Annotated in this window: 11 protein-coding genes and 1 pseudogene; 2 read left to right on the forward strand and 10 right to left on the reverse strand. The window is 69.2% G+C overall.

Features of this window, described 5'->3' with window-relative positions:
* Nucleotides 1–2: 2 nt before the first annotated feature.
* The 9 genes and pseudogenes from gcl to ACFQRE_RS04115 all read right to left on the reverse strand — a co-directional run bounded on the left by gcl (nt 3) and on the right by ACFQRE_RS04115 (nt 10,340).
* Nucleotides 3–1,775 (reverse strand): glyoxylate carboligase, encoded by a 1,773-nt coding sequence (gene gcl, locus ACFQRE_RS04075; RefSeq protein ID WP_380119207.1) that lies wholly within the window; start codon nt 1,773–1,775, stop codon nt 3–5.
* An 84-nt stretch (nt 1,776–1,859) separates the two neighbouring features.
* A complete protein-coding gene (locus ACFQRE_RS04080) occupies nt 1,860–2,912 on the reverse strand; it encodes a 2-hydroxy-3-oxopropionate reductase (protein ID WP_380119209.1) in 1,053 nt (350 codons plus the stop codon).
* Nucleotides 2,854–3,642 (reverse strand): annotated as a pseudogene (locus ACFQRE_RS04085) (hydroxypyruvate isomerase family protein); the annotation flags it as partial. The pseudogene ACFQRE_RS04085 and the gene ACFQRE_RS04080, both read right to left, overlap by 59 nt.
* Before the next feature lie 185 nt (nt 3,643–3,827).
* A complete protein-coding gene (locus ACFQRE_RS04090) occupies nt 3,828–5,219 on the reverse strand; it encodes an 8-oxoguanine deaminase (protein WP_380119211.1) in 1,392 nt (463 codons plus the stop codon).
* A complete protein-coding gene (gene uraH / locus ACFQRE_RS04095) occupies nt 5,191–5,517 on the reverse strand; it encodes a hydroxyisourate hydrolase (protein WP_380119213.1) in 327 nt (108 codons plus the stop codon). The genes ACFQRE_RS04090 and uraH overlap by 29 nt, the downstream gene beginning before the upstream one ends.
* A gap of 2 nt (nt 5,518–5,519) precedes the next feature.
* The gene (gene uraD / locus ACFQRE_RS04100) at nt 5,520–6,020 is read right to left on the reverse strand and encodes a 2-oxo-4-hydroxy-4-carboxy-5-ureidoimidazoline decarboxylase (RefSeq protein ID WP_380119215.1); all 501 of its coding nucleotides are present in this window, start codon (nt 6,018–6,020) and stop codon (nt 5,520–5,522) included.
* Nucleotides 6,013–7,941 (reverse strand): 2-oxo-4-hydroxy-4-carboxy-5-ureidoimidazoline decarboxylase, encoded by a 1,929-nt coding sequence (uraD, locus tag ACFQRE_RS04105; RefSeq protein ID WP_380119218.1) that lies wholly within the window; start codon nt 7,939–7,941, stop codon nt 6,013–6,015. The genes uraD (ACFQRE_RS04100) and uraD (ACFQRE_RS04105) overlap by 8 nt, the downstream gene beginning before the upstream one ends.
* Nucleotides 7,942–7,990: 49 nt before the next feature.
* A complete protein-coding gene (gene pucL / locus ACFQRE_RS04110; protein WP_380120417.1) occupies nt 7,991–8,914 on the reverse strand; it encodes a factor-independent urate hydroxylase in 924 nt (307 codons plus the stop codon).
* A gap of 181 nt (nt 8,915–9,095) precedes the next feature.
* Nucleotides 9,096–10,340, reverse strand: a complete 1,245-nt coding sequence (locus tag ACFQRE_RS04115; protein WP_380119220.1) for a DUF6986 family protein — start codon at nt 10,338–10,340, stop codon at nt 9,096–9,098.
* A gap of 197 nt (nt 10,341–10,537) precedes the next feature.
* On the opposite strand from ACFQRE_RS04115, the gene hutU reads away from it, so the two are divergent.
* Together hutU and ACFQRE_RS04125 are read left to right on the forward strand one after the other, a co-directional pair.
* Entirely contained in the window at nt 10,538–12,223 is a 1,686-nt protein-coding gene (gene hutU / locus ACFQRE_RS04120; protein WP_380119222.1) for a urocanate hydratase, read from the forward strand.
* 43 nt (nt 12,224–12,266) lie between these two features.
* Nucleotides 12,267–12,725: a pyrimidine dimer DNA glycosylase/endonuclease V gene (locus ACFQRE_RS04125; RefSeq protein ID WP_380119224.1), complete on the forward strand. Its 459-nt coding sequence runs from the start codon at nt 12,267–12,269 to the stop codon at nt 12,723–12,725.
* Nucleotides 12,726–12,988: 263 nt separating this feature from the next.
* Here the strand turns inward: ACFQRE_RS04125 and ACFQRE_RS04130 are convergent, their stop codons facing one another.
* Nucleotides 12,989–13,663 (reverse strand): hypothetical protein, encoded by a 675-nt coding sequence (locus ACFQRE_RS04130; protein WP_380119226.1) that lies wholly within the window; start codon nt 13,661–13,663, stop codon nt 12,989–12,991.
* Nucleotides 13,664–13,721: the final 58 nt, after the last annotated feature.

Genomic DNA, 13,721 nt, shown 5'->3' on the forward strand with positions numbered 1-13,721 from the left:
GCTCAGTCGAGGTTGGCATAGAGCGCGGTCGGGGCGTCGGCGCCGCTGTCGGCGAGCTCCTCGAACTCGACGACGTTGTCGATCTCGGTGCCCATGGAGACGTTGGTGACGCGCTCGAGGATCACCTCGACGATGACAGGCACGCGGTGCTCGACGATGAGCTTCTTGGCCTGCTCGAGTGCAGGCAGGATCTCCTCGGGGTCGAAGACGCGAATCGCCTTGCACCCCAAGCCTTCTGCCACCTTGACGTGGTCGACGCCGTAGCCGCTCAGCTCCGGGCTGTTGATGTTGTCGAAGGACAGCTGCACGCAGTAGTCCATGTCGAACCCACGCTGCGCCTGCCGGATGAGGCCGAGATAGGCGTTGTTCACGAGGACGTGGATGTAGGGGACCTTGAACTGCGCGCCGACGGCGAGCTCCTCGATCATGAACTGGAAGTCGTAGTCGCCCGAGATAGCGACGACGGTCGAGTCCGGGTCGGCCGTCGCGACGCCGATCGCCGCCGGCACGGTCCAGCCGAGGGGTCCGGCCTGACCGGCGTTGATCCAGTGACGGTCCTTGAAGACGTGGAGCATCTGCGCGGCCTGGATCTGCGAGAGGCCGATCGTCGAGACGTAGCGGACGTCCTTGCCGAAGGCCTTGTTCATCTCCTGGTAGACACGCTGCGGCTTGATGGGGGTGACGTCGAAGTTGGTCTTGCGCCACAGCTTCTGCTTGCGCTGGCGGACGTCCTGGGCCCAGGCCGAACGGTCCGCCAAGGCGTCGCGGCGCTCCTTGGCGACCTCGACGAACAGCGCGAGTGCAGCCTTGGCGTCCGAGACGATCCCGAAGTCCGGCGCGAAGACGCGGCCGATCTGGGTCGGCTCGATGTCGACGTGCACGAACGTGCGGCCCTTGGTGTAGGTGTCGAGGCCACCGGTGTGGCGGTTGGCCCAGCGGTTGCCGATGCCCAGGACGAAGTCGGACGCGAGCATCGTCTCGTTGCCATAGCGGTGCGAGGTCTGGAGCCCGACCATGCCGGCGTTCAGGTCGTGGTCGTCGGGGATGGTGCCCCAGCCCATGAGCGTGGGGACGACGGGGATCCCGGTGAGCTCGGCGAACTCGACGAGCAGCTCGGCGGCGTCGGCGTTGATGATGCCGCCACCGGCGACGATGAGGGGGCGCTTCGACGCGGCGAGCATGTCGAGCGCCTTCTCGATCTGCTTGCGGCTCGCGGCCGGCTTGAACGCGGGCAGCGGCTCGTAGGTGTCGATGTCGAACTCGATCTCGGTCAGCTGCACGTCGATCGGGAGGTCGATGAGGACCGGTCCCGGTCGCCCCGAACGCATGAGGTGGAACGCCTGCTGGAACGTGCCCGGGACCTGGGCCGGCTCGAGGACGGTCACCGCCATCTTGGTGAGTGGCCTGGCGATCGAGGCGATGTCCACGGCCTGGAAGTCCTCCTTGTGGAGCTTGGCCACGGGAGCCTGACCGGTGATGCAGAGGATCGGGATCGAGTCGGCCGATGCGGAGTAGAGGCCGGTGATCATGTCGGTCCCGGCCGGGCCGCTCGTGCCGACACAGACGCCGATGTTGCCGGCCTTGGCGCGGGTGTAGCCCTCCGCCATGTGCGAGGCGCCCTCGACGTGTCGCGCGAGCGTGTGGTGCAACCCGCCCTGCGTCTGCATCGCCTTGTAGAACGGGTTGATGGCAGCACCGGGAAGCCCGAAGACGTTGGTGATGCCCTCCTTCTTCATGATCTCGACTGCAACTTCGGCGGTCTTCATCCGTGCCATGGTCGTGTCCTGTCTGGTGTGGTGCGCAAGGGGGGGTATGCCGCGAAGCCGGCTGTGCGGCATACCCGGCGGTGTGTGTTTCGGTCAGGTGAGGTCGGCGCCGGAGAGGCGTTCGACGCCGCGGAGCAGGCCGGAATGGTCGAGTCCGCCGTCGCCGTTGGCGCGGGCGCTGGCCATGAGCTGGGCCATGACAGCGCCCACGGGCAGGACCACGCCGGCCTCGCGGGCCGCGCTCGTGACGATGCCCATGTCCTTGTGGTGCAGGTCGATCCGGAAGCCCGGGTCGAAGGTGCGGGTCAGCATGTTCTGCTTCTTCTGGTTCAGGACGGCCGAGCCCGCGAGCCCGCCACCGAGGACCTCGAGCGAGGCCTCCATGTCGACGCCGTAGGCCTCGAGGAAGACGACGGCTTCGGCGACGGCCTGGATGTTGGTCGCGACGATGAGCTGGTTCGCGGCCTTGACGGTCTGGCCTGCGCCGTGGGGTCCGACGAGCACGACGGTCTTGCCCACCGCGTCGAGGATGGGCCGGGCGGTGTCGAAGACGTCCTGGGTCCCGCCGACCATGATCGACAGGGCGGCGTTCTTGGCGCCGGCCTCACCGCCGGAGACGGGAGCGTCGAGGATCGGGAAGCCGTGGGCCGTGGCCTGGTCGGCGAGGGCGGCGGAGACGTCAGGCCGGATGCTCGAGAAGTCGATGATGAGGGTGCCCGGCTTGGCGGATGCGAAGACTCCGTCCTCGCCCGTGAGCACGTCCTGGACGTCGGGGCTGTCGGGGACCATCACGGCGACGACGTCGACGTCGGACACGGCCTCGGCGATGGATCCGGCGGAGGTGCCGCCCGCCGCGATGAGGTCTGCGGTGCGGTCCGGGGTGAGGTTGAAGCCGACGACGTCGTGGCCGGCGTTCTGCAGGTGGACCGACATGGGGCTGCCCATGATGCCCAGGCCGATGAATGCGATGCGGGACATGCGAGTTCTCCTTCGGTGGTGACGATCAGGCGGTGCGTGAGGTGGTCGCGGCGCTGGAGCTCGCGTTGTTGGAAAGCGCGCTGCGGCGCTCGATCGGGAGCCAGGTGAGGCTCTCGTGCGTCGTGGTGGTCGGCTTGTACTCGAGGCCGACCCAACCGTCGTAGCCACGGGCGGCGAGGTCGGAGAGCAGTCCGTCGAGGTCGAGGTCGCCGGAGCCGGGCTCGCCCCGGCCGGGGGCGTCGGCGATCTGCACGTGGGCGGTGAGGCCGGTGTGGGCCGCGACCGCTGCGGCGGGGTCGTCGCCGTTGTTGGCGAGGTGGAACAGGTCGCAGAGGAAGCTGACGTTGTCGTGGCCGTCGGCCCGAACTCGTCCGATGACTGCCACGGCGTCGGCTGCGGTGCGCAGCGGGTAGGGCTTGGGGCCGCTCACCGGCTCGACGAGCACGGTGGCGCCGATCGACGCGGCGGCGTCGGCGGCGAGACCGAGGTTGGTGCGAGCCAGCTCGTCCTGCTCCTGCGGTGTGGCGGAGTCGACGCGGACGCCATAGAGCGCGTTGAAGGCGCTCACCCCGAGCTGTTCACCGATCGCGATGGCGACGGGAAGGTTGGCCCGGAACTCCTCTGAGCGGCTCGGGATCGAGAGGACCCCGGCGTCGGGACCGGCGAGGTCGCCGGCAAAGAAGTTGAGCCCGACGAGCTGCACTCCGGCGTCGCGCACCGCTGCGACGAAGGCGTCGACCTCGGACGGCGGCGGGGTGGGCTGGTCCGGCCAGGGCCACCAGAACTCGATGGCGTCGAAGCCCGCGGCACGGGCCGCAGCGGGACGCTCGAGCAGGGGCAGCTCGGTGAAGAGCATCGAGCAGTTCGCGAGGAACCGCAGGCCGTGGTCGGTTGCCATGTCATCTCCTTGTTTCCACAATATGGAAAAGTATTTCCAACTAGTGAGAGAATAGGGGTCGCGGTGAGCAGGCGTCAAGACGGCGTTTCGGAAATGAGACAGCGACTTCGTGCCCCGCACGGACCCTCGTCGCTGTGCTCCTCACGTCCGTGCGGGGCACGAAGTCGAGGGTCAGGGGGTCGGTGTCAGCGCTGGGCGTCGAGGAGGCGCCGGTGGGCGGCCAGCGCCTCGCGGGTCACGACGGTCTCGTCGACCGTGACCAGCTGGTCGCACTCGACGACCGGGCGACCCGCGACCGTGAGGAGCTCGAGCGGCGGGGTGACACCGAGGACGAGTGCCGCGACGGGGTCGACGACACCGGCGTGGGCGAGCGTGTCGAGCCGCCAGAGCGCGAGGTCCGCCTGCTTGCCGACCTCGAGCGATCCGATCTGGTCGTCCCAACCGAGGACGCGAGCGCCGCCGATCGTTGCCGTGTGCAGCGCGTCCCGCACCGTGAGCGCGCGAGGGCCACCACGGACCCGGGCGACGAGCACTGCCTGGCGCACCTCGGCGATGAGCGAGCCGGCCTCGTTGCTGGCCGTCCCGTCGACCCCAAGGCCGACCGGGGCCCCGGCAGCGCGTAGGTCGTGCACCCGAGCGATGCCGGCGCCGAGGCGTGCGTTCGACGAGGGGCAGTGTGCGACACCGGTTTTGGTGCGCGCGAGCTTAGCAATGCCGGCATCGTCGAAGTGGATCCCGTGGGCGAACCACACGTCCGGGCCGAGCCATCCCAATGAGCCCATGTGGTCCACCGGCGAGGCACCGAAGTGCTCGCGGCAGTAGGCGTCCTCGTCCAAGGTCTCGGCGACGTGGGTGTGCAGCCGCACTCCCTTGTCTCGCGCGAGCGCCGCCGACTCCACGAGCAGTTCCTTGGTCACCGAGAACGGCGAGCAGGGTGCGAGCCCGATGCGCAGCATCGAGTCGGGAGAGGCGTCGTGGTGCTCGTCGATCGCCGCGACGCTGGCCGCGAGGATCGCGTCGACGTCCTCGACGACGTGGTCCGGCGGCAGTCCTCCGCGGGACTCGCCGAGGTCCATCGACCCGCGAGTCGCGAGGAACCGCAGTCCGACCGCTCGGGCCGACTCGATCTCGGCTCCGAGCACGTCACCACCATCGCAGGGGAAGACGTAATGGTGGTCCATCGACGTCGTGCAGCCGGTGCGGGCCAGCCAGGCCAGCCCGGCCGTCGCGGACGCACCGACCCCGTCCTCGTCGATGCGCGCCCAGACCGGATAGAGGGCGGTCAACCACTCGAACAGGGTGGAGTCGACGGCCAGCCCTCGGGTCGCCCACTGGTAGAGGTGGTGGTGGGTGTTGACCAGCCCCGGAGTGAGCAGGCACCCGCGACCGTCGACGCGCCGCGCACCGGCCGTGGCAGCCGTGTCCGGCGCCGGTCCGGACCCGACCGACACGATCCGGGAGCCGGCGACGACGACGTGCCCCACGGCATACTCGCTGCGGTTGCCGTCCATCGTGACGACGGCGCAGCCGTCGACGACGAGCGTGGCCTCAGCTTCCGCGGTAGGTCGAGTAGCCATAGGGGTTGAGCAGCAGGGGCACGTGGTAGTGCTCGGCGCCGTCGCTGATCGTGAAGGTGATGGTCACGCTCGGATAGAAGCCGGTGGCTCCGGACGTCGTGAAGTAGTCGCCCGTGGCGAAGGTGAGTGCGTAGTCGCCGGCGTCGAGCACCTCCGGGCCGAGCGTGCCGACTCGCCCGTCGGCGTCGGTCGTGGCCCTGGCGAGCTCAGTGCCCTCGTCGGTGGCGAGGGTGACCGCCAGTCCGGCGGCCGGGCGGCCGAGCGAGGTGTCGAGGACATGCGTGCTGAGGGTTCCCATGGCTACACCACCTGTTCGAGTCGGAGCAGGGCGATCTGGCGGAGGTTGTCGACGACCTCGGCCCGCTCGCTCTCATCATCGTTGCCCAGACGGCGTTCGAGCTCGGCGAGGATCTGCGGCGCGGTGCGTCCAGCCGCCCGGATGAGGAACACGCGGTCGAACCTTTCCTCGTATGCCGTGTTGCCGGCGTGCAGACGAGCCGCCACCTCCGCGTCGCTGCGGTCGACAGCGGCCTGCTCGCGGGCCGAGGCCTCGACGTTGTGACCGGCTTGGGCGCGCTCGCCGATGCGCGGGTGGCCGGCGAGAGCAGCGTCCACCTCGGCGTCGGTGAGCTCGCGGGCCGCGCGATCGGCGGAATCGACGAGAGCCTGACGTGCGGCATACGGCCGCCCCGCCTCGACGTCGTCGACCCACCGATCGACGTCGAGGCAGGCGGCGAGCTGACGCTTCGCCTCGGTCGGGTCGAGCGCGTTGAAGCGCTCGAGAGTGCTGTGCTCAGACATCGCTTGCGGACCCTCGCTGACGTGCCGAGTGGATCGGGTTGGCCGCTGCCACGAGGTCGTTGAACCGGTAGTTCGCGATCTTGGCGATCTCGACCAGCGCGGCCGCCTGCTCCTGGGAGGCCCCGTTCTCGAGGCGCTGCTGGCCCTGCTTGAGGACGGTCTTGAACGAGTCGTGGTCGCGCACACAGATGACGAGCGGGAACCCGAACTTGTCGCGGTAGGCCTCGGTCAGCGCGGCGAGCTCTTCGTGCTCGTGGTCGGCGAGACGGGTGAGCCCGACCGTGCCCTGGTCACGGATGGACTCCTCGCCCTCGTCACCGTGGGCCACGGCGATCGCACCGAGGGCCGGGTAGGCACCGATGAGCTGCTTCTGCTCCTCCTCGGAGGCGCCGAACTGGGCCTCCTGGAAGGCGCGGCGCAGGTCGTGGGTGTCGCTGAACGGCCGCAGGTCGTAGGCGGCGTCGACGACCCAGCCCGGGCCCTGGTAGAGCCCGGCGAAGGTGGCGCCGAACTCCTCGCGCGACATCTCGTTGACCTGATCGAGGCGGATGCTCGCACCGGGGGCGCCGGCGACGGCGGGACCCCAGCTCTTGCCCAGGTGGTGGAAGATCAGGTTGAGGAAGATCGCGGTGATGCTGCCGAGGGTGATGCCGCTGCCGAAGATGATCTGGGCCCAGTCCGGGACGGCCTTCGCGACGTCGGGCTGCGCCGTGACGTACATGGCCAGTCCCAGGGAGGTCGCCACGATCACGACGTTGCGGTGGTCGTGGAAGTCCACCCGCGAGAGGGTCTGGAAGCCGACGACGGCCACAGTGGCGAACATCGCGAGCGCGGCGCCCCCGAGGACGGGGTGCGGGATTCCGGCGACGATGGCGCCGGCCTTGGGGATGAGGCCGATGACGATCATGATGGCGCCGGCAGCAGCGACGACGAAGCGGCTCTTGACCTGGGTGAGTCGAACGAGCCCGACGTTCTCGGCGAAGCAGGTGTAGGGGAAGGAGTTGAACACGCCACCGAGGGTGGTGGCGAGACCGTCGGCGCGCAGGGCGCGAGCGATGTCCTCCTGGCCGACCCGCTTCTCGACGATCTCGCCGGTGGCGAAGACGTCGCCGGTGGTCTCGACGGCGGTGATGAGCATGACGACGATCATCGAGATGATCGCGGCGGCGGAGAACTGCGGCCAGCCGAAGTAGAACGGGGTGGTCACGCCGGCCCAGGCGGAGTCGCCGACGGAGTCGAAGCTCGCGTCACCGAGGGCCCAGGCGACGAGCGTGCCGATGACGAGGCCGGCGAGGACCGCCACGGTGGCCATGAAGCCACGGAAGACCCTCTGGATGATGACGATGAGGGCGAGGGTGCCGAGGGCGTAGGCGAGGTATCTGCCGTTCGTCGGGTCGAGGCCCGGACCGGCGCCGCCGGCGGCGTCGGCCGCCGCGACCGGGAGCAGGGCGATCCCGATGATCGTGATGACCGTGCCGGTGACGACCGGCGGGAAGAAGCGGATGAGCTTGGAGAAGTAGGGCGCGATGGCGAACGTGAACAGGCCGGCGACGATGACCGCGCCATAGATCGTGAGCAGGCCCTCGGTGCCGCTACCGGCAGCGGTCGCGATGGCGATCATCGGTGAGACGGCGGTGAAGGTCACGCCCTGGAGGAGAGGCAGCCGGACACCGACCTTCCAGAAGCCGACCGACTGGATGATCGAGGCGATCCCGCAGGTGAAGAGGTCGGCGTTGATGAGGTGGATGAGCTGCTGCTGCGAGAGCCCGATCGCGTTGGCGAGCAGGATCGGGACGATCACCGCTCCGGCATAGAAGGCGAGGACGTGCTGGAACCCGTAGATCAACAGCTTGGGCGCGGGCAACACCTCGTCCACGGGGTGCTTGGGCCGAACGCGTTCGGCAGTGGGCGTGGTGGTCATGTCGAGGTCCAATCGTGGAAGGTGGGGAGGGGGCGGGCGGACCGAGGGATCAGATGAACGCGGGAACTGCGGTCCAGGCCGACCCGGGGTCGGAGGCGTCGTCGCGGGTCACGGTGGCCTCGATGAGCCCATAGGGCCGGTCGGCCGCCATGAAGACCTCACCGTTGTTCTCGGTGCCGAAGGGGGAGAGGTCGTAGAGGAAGTGGTGCTTGTTGGGTGCGGCGAACCGGATCTCGGCCACCTCGGGGTGTGCCTTGAGGGCGTCGTCACCCATGACGAACAGCGTCTCCTGCAGCGCCCGGCTGTGGGTCCGGGCGAAGGCGGCGAGCAGGATCGAGCGGATGCTCTCGTAGGTGCCGTCCCAGTCGAAGCCGTCCACGTCCTCGATCGTGTCGAGGTCGTAGCGCCACCGGGCCGTGAGCGAGGTCGCCATGACGCGGTCGTCGGTCTCCTGCAAGGTGGTGTAGCCGTCCTTGAGGTAGCCCTTGAACTCGGACCCCGTGGACTTGAGGACGGTGAGGTCGGTGAGGCCGGCGAGGACCGAGACCTTCTGGTCCGCGCCGCGTCCTTCGACGGTCACCACCGAGGTGCGGGTCTCCGTGCCGCGGCGGACGAAGCTGTGGTCGTGCTCCTTGCCGTCGACCGTGATGCGGTCCCAGACGTACTCCTCGACCCGGATCTGCGCAGCGGTGGCTGCGGGCGCGGCGTCGAGGAAGTGGGTGCCGAGGGCGATGGCGTAGTCCTCGGGGGAGGTGACGCCATGCTCCTTGGCGTAGGCGAACGCCGTGTTCTTCTGGGTGTCGGTCGGGAGGATCTTGGCCTGGTCACCGGTGGTGTGCGCCTCGTCGAAGTCACCCCGCAACGAGGTCGAGACGTTGAGGTCGCGGATCTCGTGGCGGTCGGTCTCGCGATAGATGCGGACGACCCGGTTCTCTGCCTTGCCGTACTGGTTCGATCCGAGGAAGGTGGTCATGGCGATGCGCTCCTGTTGCGTCAGACCCCCGCGGCCGAGTCCGACGTCTTTGTCGTGATCAAGAGGAACCATGTTTCCATAAAACGGAAACTTTATACCGACTGCCGGAAATAGTAGGGGCGATGGCGGCGTCCGTCAATGGTCCGAGCGGAACTCGTCCCCGCGGCTTCTGCTGCTGCGCTCAGGACCTGACGGGTCGAGCCAGGGCCGTGAGCGCTGCGGCGTCCAGGCCCGTTCCCGCCTCGACCTCGTCGGCGGTGAGGGCGCCGCAGTCGCGTCCGCGCATGATGAAGTCGCTGAGGGCGCGTGCCGTGGCGGGCTCGTCCATGACGCCCCCACCGACCTGCCCGAGGTAGTCGCGCAGTCTGCGGGCGGCAGGCTCAAAACCGTTGCGGTAGAACGCGAACGTCGCGGCATACCGGGTGGGCAGCTGTGCCGGGTGGAGGTCCCAGCCCTGGTAGTAGCCGCGCTCCAGCGAGCGGCCGACCAGTCGGTGGTGCAGCTGCCAGGCGGCGCGCACGGCAGCGTCGTCCCCGACCGGCAGGACGTTGGTGGACCCGTCGGAGAGCCGCACCCCCGTGCCCGCCGCTGCCGTCTGCATCACGAGCTTCGCGTGGTCGGCGACGGCGTGCTCCATCGACTGGTACTGCGCCGCGATGCCGCAGAACGCGCTGTAGTCGTAGGTGCCGTAGTGGAAGGCCGTGACCCGGCCGGCGCCGGCGTGGATCATCGGTGCGACGAGCGCCGTGCCGTCTGGCCCGAGGATGGACTGCGGTGTCTCGACCTGGATCTCAAACTGCAGCGTTCCGCTGGCGAGGTCGAGGGCGGACTCGAGCCGTTCGCACGCGTGCACCATCGCGCGCACCTGTTCGACGCTCGTGACCTTGGGCAGGGTCGTGACGAACCGGTCGAGCGACCCGCCACCCGCGACGAGCTCTGAGACGAAGCCGACGAGTGACCGCACGCCGCGTGCTCGCGTGGGTGCTTCGAAGGACTTGAAACGTATGCCGTGCAGCTGCGGCGCGGTGCCGCTCGCCTGGGCGTCGACGAGTGCCCTTGCGGCTCGCGTGACGTCGGCGTCCTCTGTGTCGTCGCCCCGGTTGCCGTACCCGTCCTCGAGGTCGATGCGCAGGTCCTCGATCGGCTCGGTGGCGAGCTTGGCTCGCACGAGGTCGCTCACCGTGTCATCCGCGACGAGGTCGCGCCAGCTCTGGTCATGGGCGTCGATCGTCGCGAGTGCGTCGGCTCCCCATGCGGGTGCGAGGTCGGCCGTGAAGCGGTCGGCCGGGACGTAGACGGTGTGGATCGGCTGGCGACCGGGTCGCTCGCCCGGGAACTGGGCGGCGAGCTCGGCGTCGGCCGAGGCCAGCTGCGTGTCGAGCTCGGAGGTGAGCTCAAGGATGAGGCGAGGGTCGACGGTGTCCACGGGGCTACTCCTGAGTGGGGATCATTTCCGATAGATGGAGAATATCTTCCACTTCTCGGAAACCAAAGCTTTGTCTCAGGTCTCGTATCCCAGACGCGTTCACCGGTTCCAGCCTTCAGGGCACGGTCCGGCGGGTGTTCAATGAAGGTGCGCAACGGCATACCCGTCCAAGTCCCGTATCTCTCCCAGGAGGATCCATGCAAGGCGCCCGCCCCGTTCGAGCCCCGCGAGGCACGTCCCTCACCCACGCGACCCACTGGGGCGCCGAGGCGCCCCTGCGCATGCTCATGAACAACCTCGACCCCGAGGTCGCGGAGCGCCCCGACGACCTCGTCGTCTATGGCGGCACCGGTCGCGCCGCCCGGGACTGGAACTCGTTCGACGCGATGGTCCGCACGCTGAGCACGCTCAAGCAGGACGAGACGATGCTCGTGCAGTCGGGCAAGCCCGTCGGTGTCATGCAGACCCACGAGTGGGCGCCCCGCGTGCTCATCGCCAACTCCAACCTCGTCGGGGACTGGGCGAACTGGCCCGAGTTCCGCCGACTCGAGCAGCTCGGTCTGACGATGTACGGACAGATGACCGCCGGGTCCTGGATCTACATCGGGACGCAGGGGATCGTCCAGGGGACCTACGAGGTGTTCGCGGCGATCGCCGAGAAGCTCGCCGCCCGGGAGGGCGGGCAAGGTCATGGTGGCGGAACGCTCGCCGGCACCCTGACCCTCACCGGTGGCTGTGGCGGCATGGGTGGAGCCCAGCCGCTCGCCGTCACGATGAACGAGGGCGCCTGCCTCATCGTCGATGTCGACGAGGCGCGCCTGCGCCGTCGCGTCGAGCACCGCTACCTCGACGAGGTCGCCGACAACCTGGACCAGGCCGTCGAGAAGGCCCTCAAGGCCAAGGACGAGAGGCGCGGTTGGTCCGTCGGTGTCGTCGGCAACGCGGCTTCAGTCTTCCCCGAGCTGCTGCGCCGCGGCGTGCCCATCGACATCGTCACCGACCAGACGTCGGCCCACGACCCGCTGTCATACCTCCCCGAGGGCATCTCGCTCGAGGACTGGCCGGAGTATGCCGCGAAGAAGCCCGAGGAGTTCACCGACCGCGCGCGTGCGTCGATGGCCAAGCAGGTCCAGGCGATGGTCGAGTTCCAGGACGCCGGCGCCGAGGTCTTCGACTACGGCAACTCGATCCGCGACGAGGCCCGGCAGGGCGGCTACGACCGCGCGTTCGAGTTCCCCGGGTTCGTGCCCGCCTACATCCGACCGCTGTTCTGTGAGGGCAAGGGACCGTTCCGCTGGGCGGCGCTCTCGGGTGACCCCAAGGACATCGCCGCCACCGACCGCGCGGTGCTCGACCTCTTCCCGGAGAACGAGCGGCTGCACAAGTGGATCAAGGGGGCACAGGACCGAATTGCCTTCCAGGGCCTGCCTGCCCGCATCTGCTGGCTCGGCCAGGGTGAGCGCGAGAAGGCCGGCGCGGCGTTCAACGAGCTCGTCCGCACCGGTGCGGTGAGTGCCCCGCTCGTCATCGGCCGCGACCACCTCGACACGGGCTCTGTCGCGAGCCCCTATCGCGAGACCGAGTCGATGGCGGACGGCTCCGACGCCATCGCCGACTGGCCCCTGCTCAACGCCCTCGTCAACACGTCATCGGGCGCGAGCTGGGTCTCGATCCACCACGGCGGAGGGGTCGGCATGGGCCGCTCGCTCCACGCCGGTCAGGTCTCGCTGGCCGACGGCACCGAGCTGGCCGCGCAGAAGCTCGCGCGGGTCCTGTCCAACGACCCCGCCATGGGCGTCATCCGCCACGTCGACGCCGGCTACGACATCGCCGACCGGACCGCGGCCGAGCAGGGCATCCGCATCCCCATGCGCGAGGGCTGACCACTGCCCGCGGTGGGACCGGTCCTCGGCCTACGATCTGCGAATGCGGCTCTGGTCGATCCACCCTCGCTACCTTGACCGCCAGGGGTTGACCGCGGCCTGGCGTGAAGGGCTGCTCGCGCAGGCGGTGGTGCTGGGACGGACCAAGGGCTACACCCGCCACCCCCAGCTCACTCGCTTCCAGGCACACCCGCAGCCAGCGCCGGCGGTCGGCGCCTGGCTGCACGGTGTCGCCGACGAAGCCGACTCGCGTGGCTACCGCTACGACCGCGGCCGGGTGCACCTCGGAAAGCTGGACCTCCAAGACATCGAGTTGATGGCAGTCAGCGAGGGCCAGCTCGCGCACGAGTGGCAGCACCTGCTGGTCAAGCTCGTTGCACGAAGCCCCCAGTGGTGGGCGCTGACCCATACGGGCACGGTTGAGCCGCACCCGCTTTTCACGGTCGTGCCGGGTCGTGTGGAGTCGTGGGAACGCGGGGTGGACAGGTTGGTCGAGGGCTGAGCCATCAGGGGTCGCACTCCGCCCCGGGTCGACCTTGTGGCACCACGGCGAACGGAGCAAGGTGTCTGCCTGACCCGTACCCCGAGCGTCGACGACGCACCCGCTTCCGCCAGCCCGCGGGAGATCTTTGACGTCGTCCTCGTCGGACCATCGGGGGCGGGTACGAGCACGCTCTCGAGCACTTCGTCACGGCCCGGGGCGAGGGGCGGCGCCCCAAGGACGTCGACCGCGTGTCGTCCACTCCCTTGTGTGCCGACTCGTGATCAGTTCGCGACGACGCTCCACTCCTTCCAACTCGCTGGGAGGACGCCAGCCCGGACGTAGGACTCACCGGACCGGGGCACCTCACGTTCCTGCCACGTCGCGCCCCGGTCCGTGCTGATGTGCAGCAACACCGAGATCGACCCCGTGGAGGTCCCGCGCACGCTGTAGACCGAGATTGCCCCATCCGGGCCGTCGGCCACCACGCCGATGACAGGTCGTCCGGAGGGGCTGACGTTGTGCCGGCGCCTAGCGCCGTTGGGGTCGGTCCAGACTGCGTCCAGGCGGGCCGCGTCACACTCGGCGACTGCGGCCACACCCCAGAGTCCTTCACGCGTGTTCTGGGCCCAGCGGATCGACTCCATGATGGCGTCCCGGCTCACCAGGCTTGTCGAGACGGCGGCGAAGCCTGCGGGAGGGGGCTCCTGCGGACGATCCACCGTGGCGCAGTCAGGCTCGGGGCGGTCGGCGACCACGGGATCCCGTGCATCCTCGGCCGTGACCGGTGGGTCGCTGGGAGTGGGCCGCACTGTCGCGTCGGGTGCGAGGAGTGCCCACACGAGCGCCAGGGCGATGAGCGCGACGGCACCCCAGTCGGTCATCCGGGTGGTGTCGGGAACCCAGCCGTTGAACCGGCCGGCGGCACTGTCCCTGTCCGGTTTCGGTGTCCGTCGCATGACTGCTCCATCGGTGCGGCGGGTGGTGGCTCCGCCCACCCATCACGGTACGCGCGTG

The organism is Knoellia pratensis (assembly GCF_042666395.1).
Lineage (GTDB): Bacteria > Actinomycetota > Actinomycetes > Actinomycetales > Dermatophilaceae > Knoellia > Knoellia pratensis.

What these genes read in the sequence shown, in the direction of transcription:
- gcl (WP_380119207.1), bottom strand. Translation starts at nt 1,775, where the DNA reads ATGGCACGGATGAAGACCGCCGAAGTTGCAGTCGAGATCATGAAGAAG.
- ACFQRE_RS04090 (WP_380119211.1), bottom strand. Translation starts at nt 5,219, where the DNA reads ATGGCTACTCGACCTACCGCGGAAGCTGAGGCCACGCTCGTCGTCGAC.
- uraH (WP_380119213.1), bottom strand. Translation starts at nt 5,517, where the DNA reads ATGGGAACCCTCAGCACGCATGTCCTCGACACCTCGCTCGGCCGCCCG.
- uraD (WP_380119215.1), bottom strand. Translation starts at nt 6,020, where the DNA reads ATGTCTGAGCACAGCACTCTCGAGCGCTTCAACGCGCTCGACCCGACC.
- uraD (WP_380119218.1), bottom strand. Translation starts at nt 7,941, where the DNA reads ATGACCACCACGCCCACTGCCGAACGCGTTCGGCCCAAGCACCCCGTG.
- pucL (WP_380120417.1), bottom strand. Translation starts at nt 8,914, where the DNA reads ATGACCACCTTCCTCGGATCGAACCAGTACGGCAAGGCAGAGAACCGG.
- hutU (WP_380119222.1), top strand. Translation starts at nt 10,538, where the DNA reads ATGCAAGGCGCCCGCCCCGTTCGAGCCCCGCGAGGCACGTCCCTCACC.
- ACFQRE_RS04125 (WP_380119224.1), top strand. Translation starts at nt 12,267, where the DNA reads ATGCGGCTCTGGTCGATCCACCCTCGCTACCTTGACCGCCAGGGGTTG.
- ACFQRE_RS04130 (WP_380119226.1), bottom strand. Translation starts at nt 13,663, where the DNA reads ATGCGACGGACACCGAAACCGGACAGGGACAGTGCCGCCGGCCGGTTC.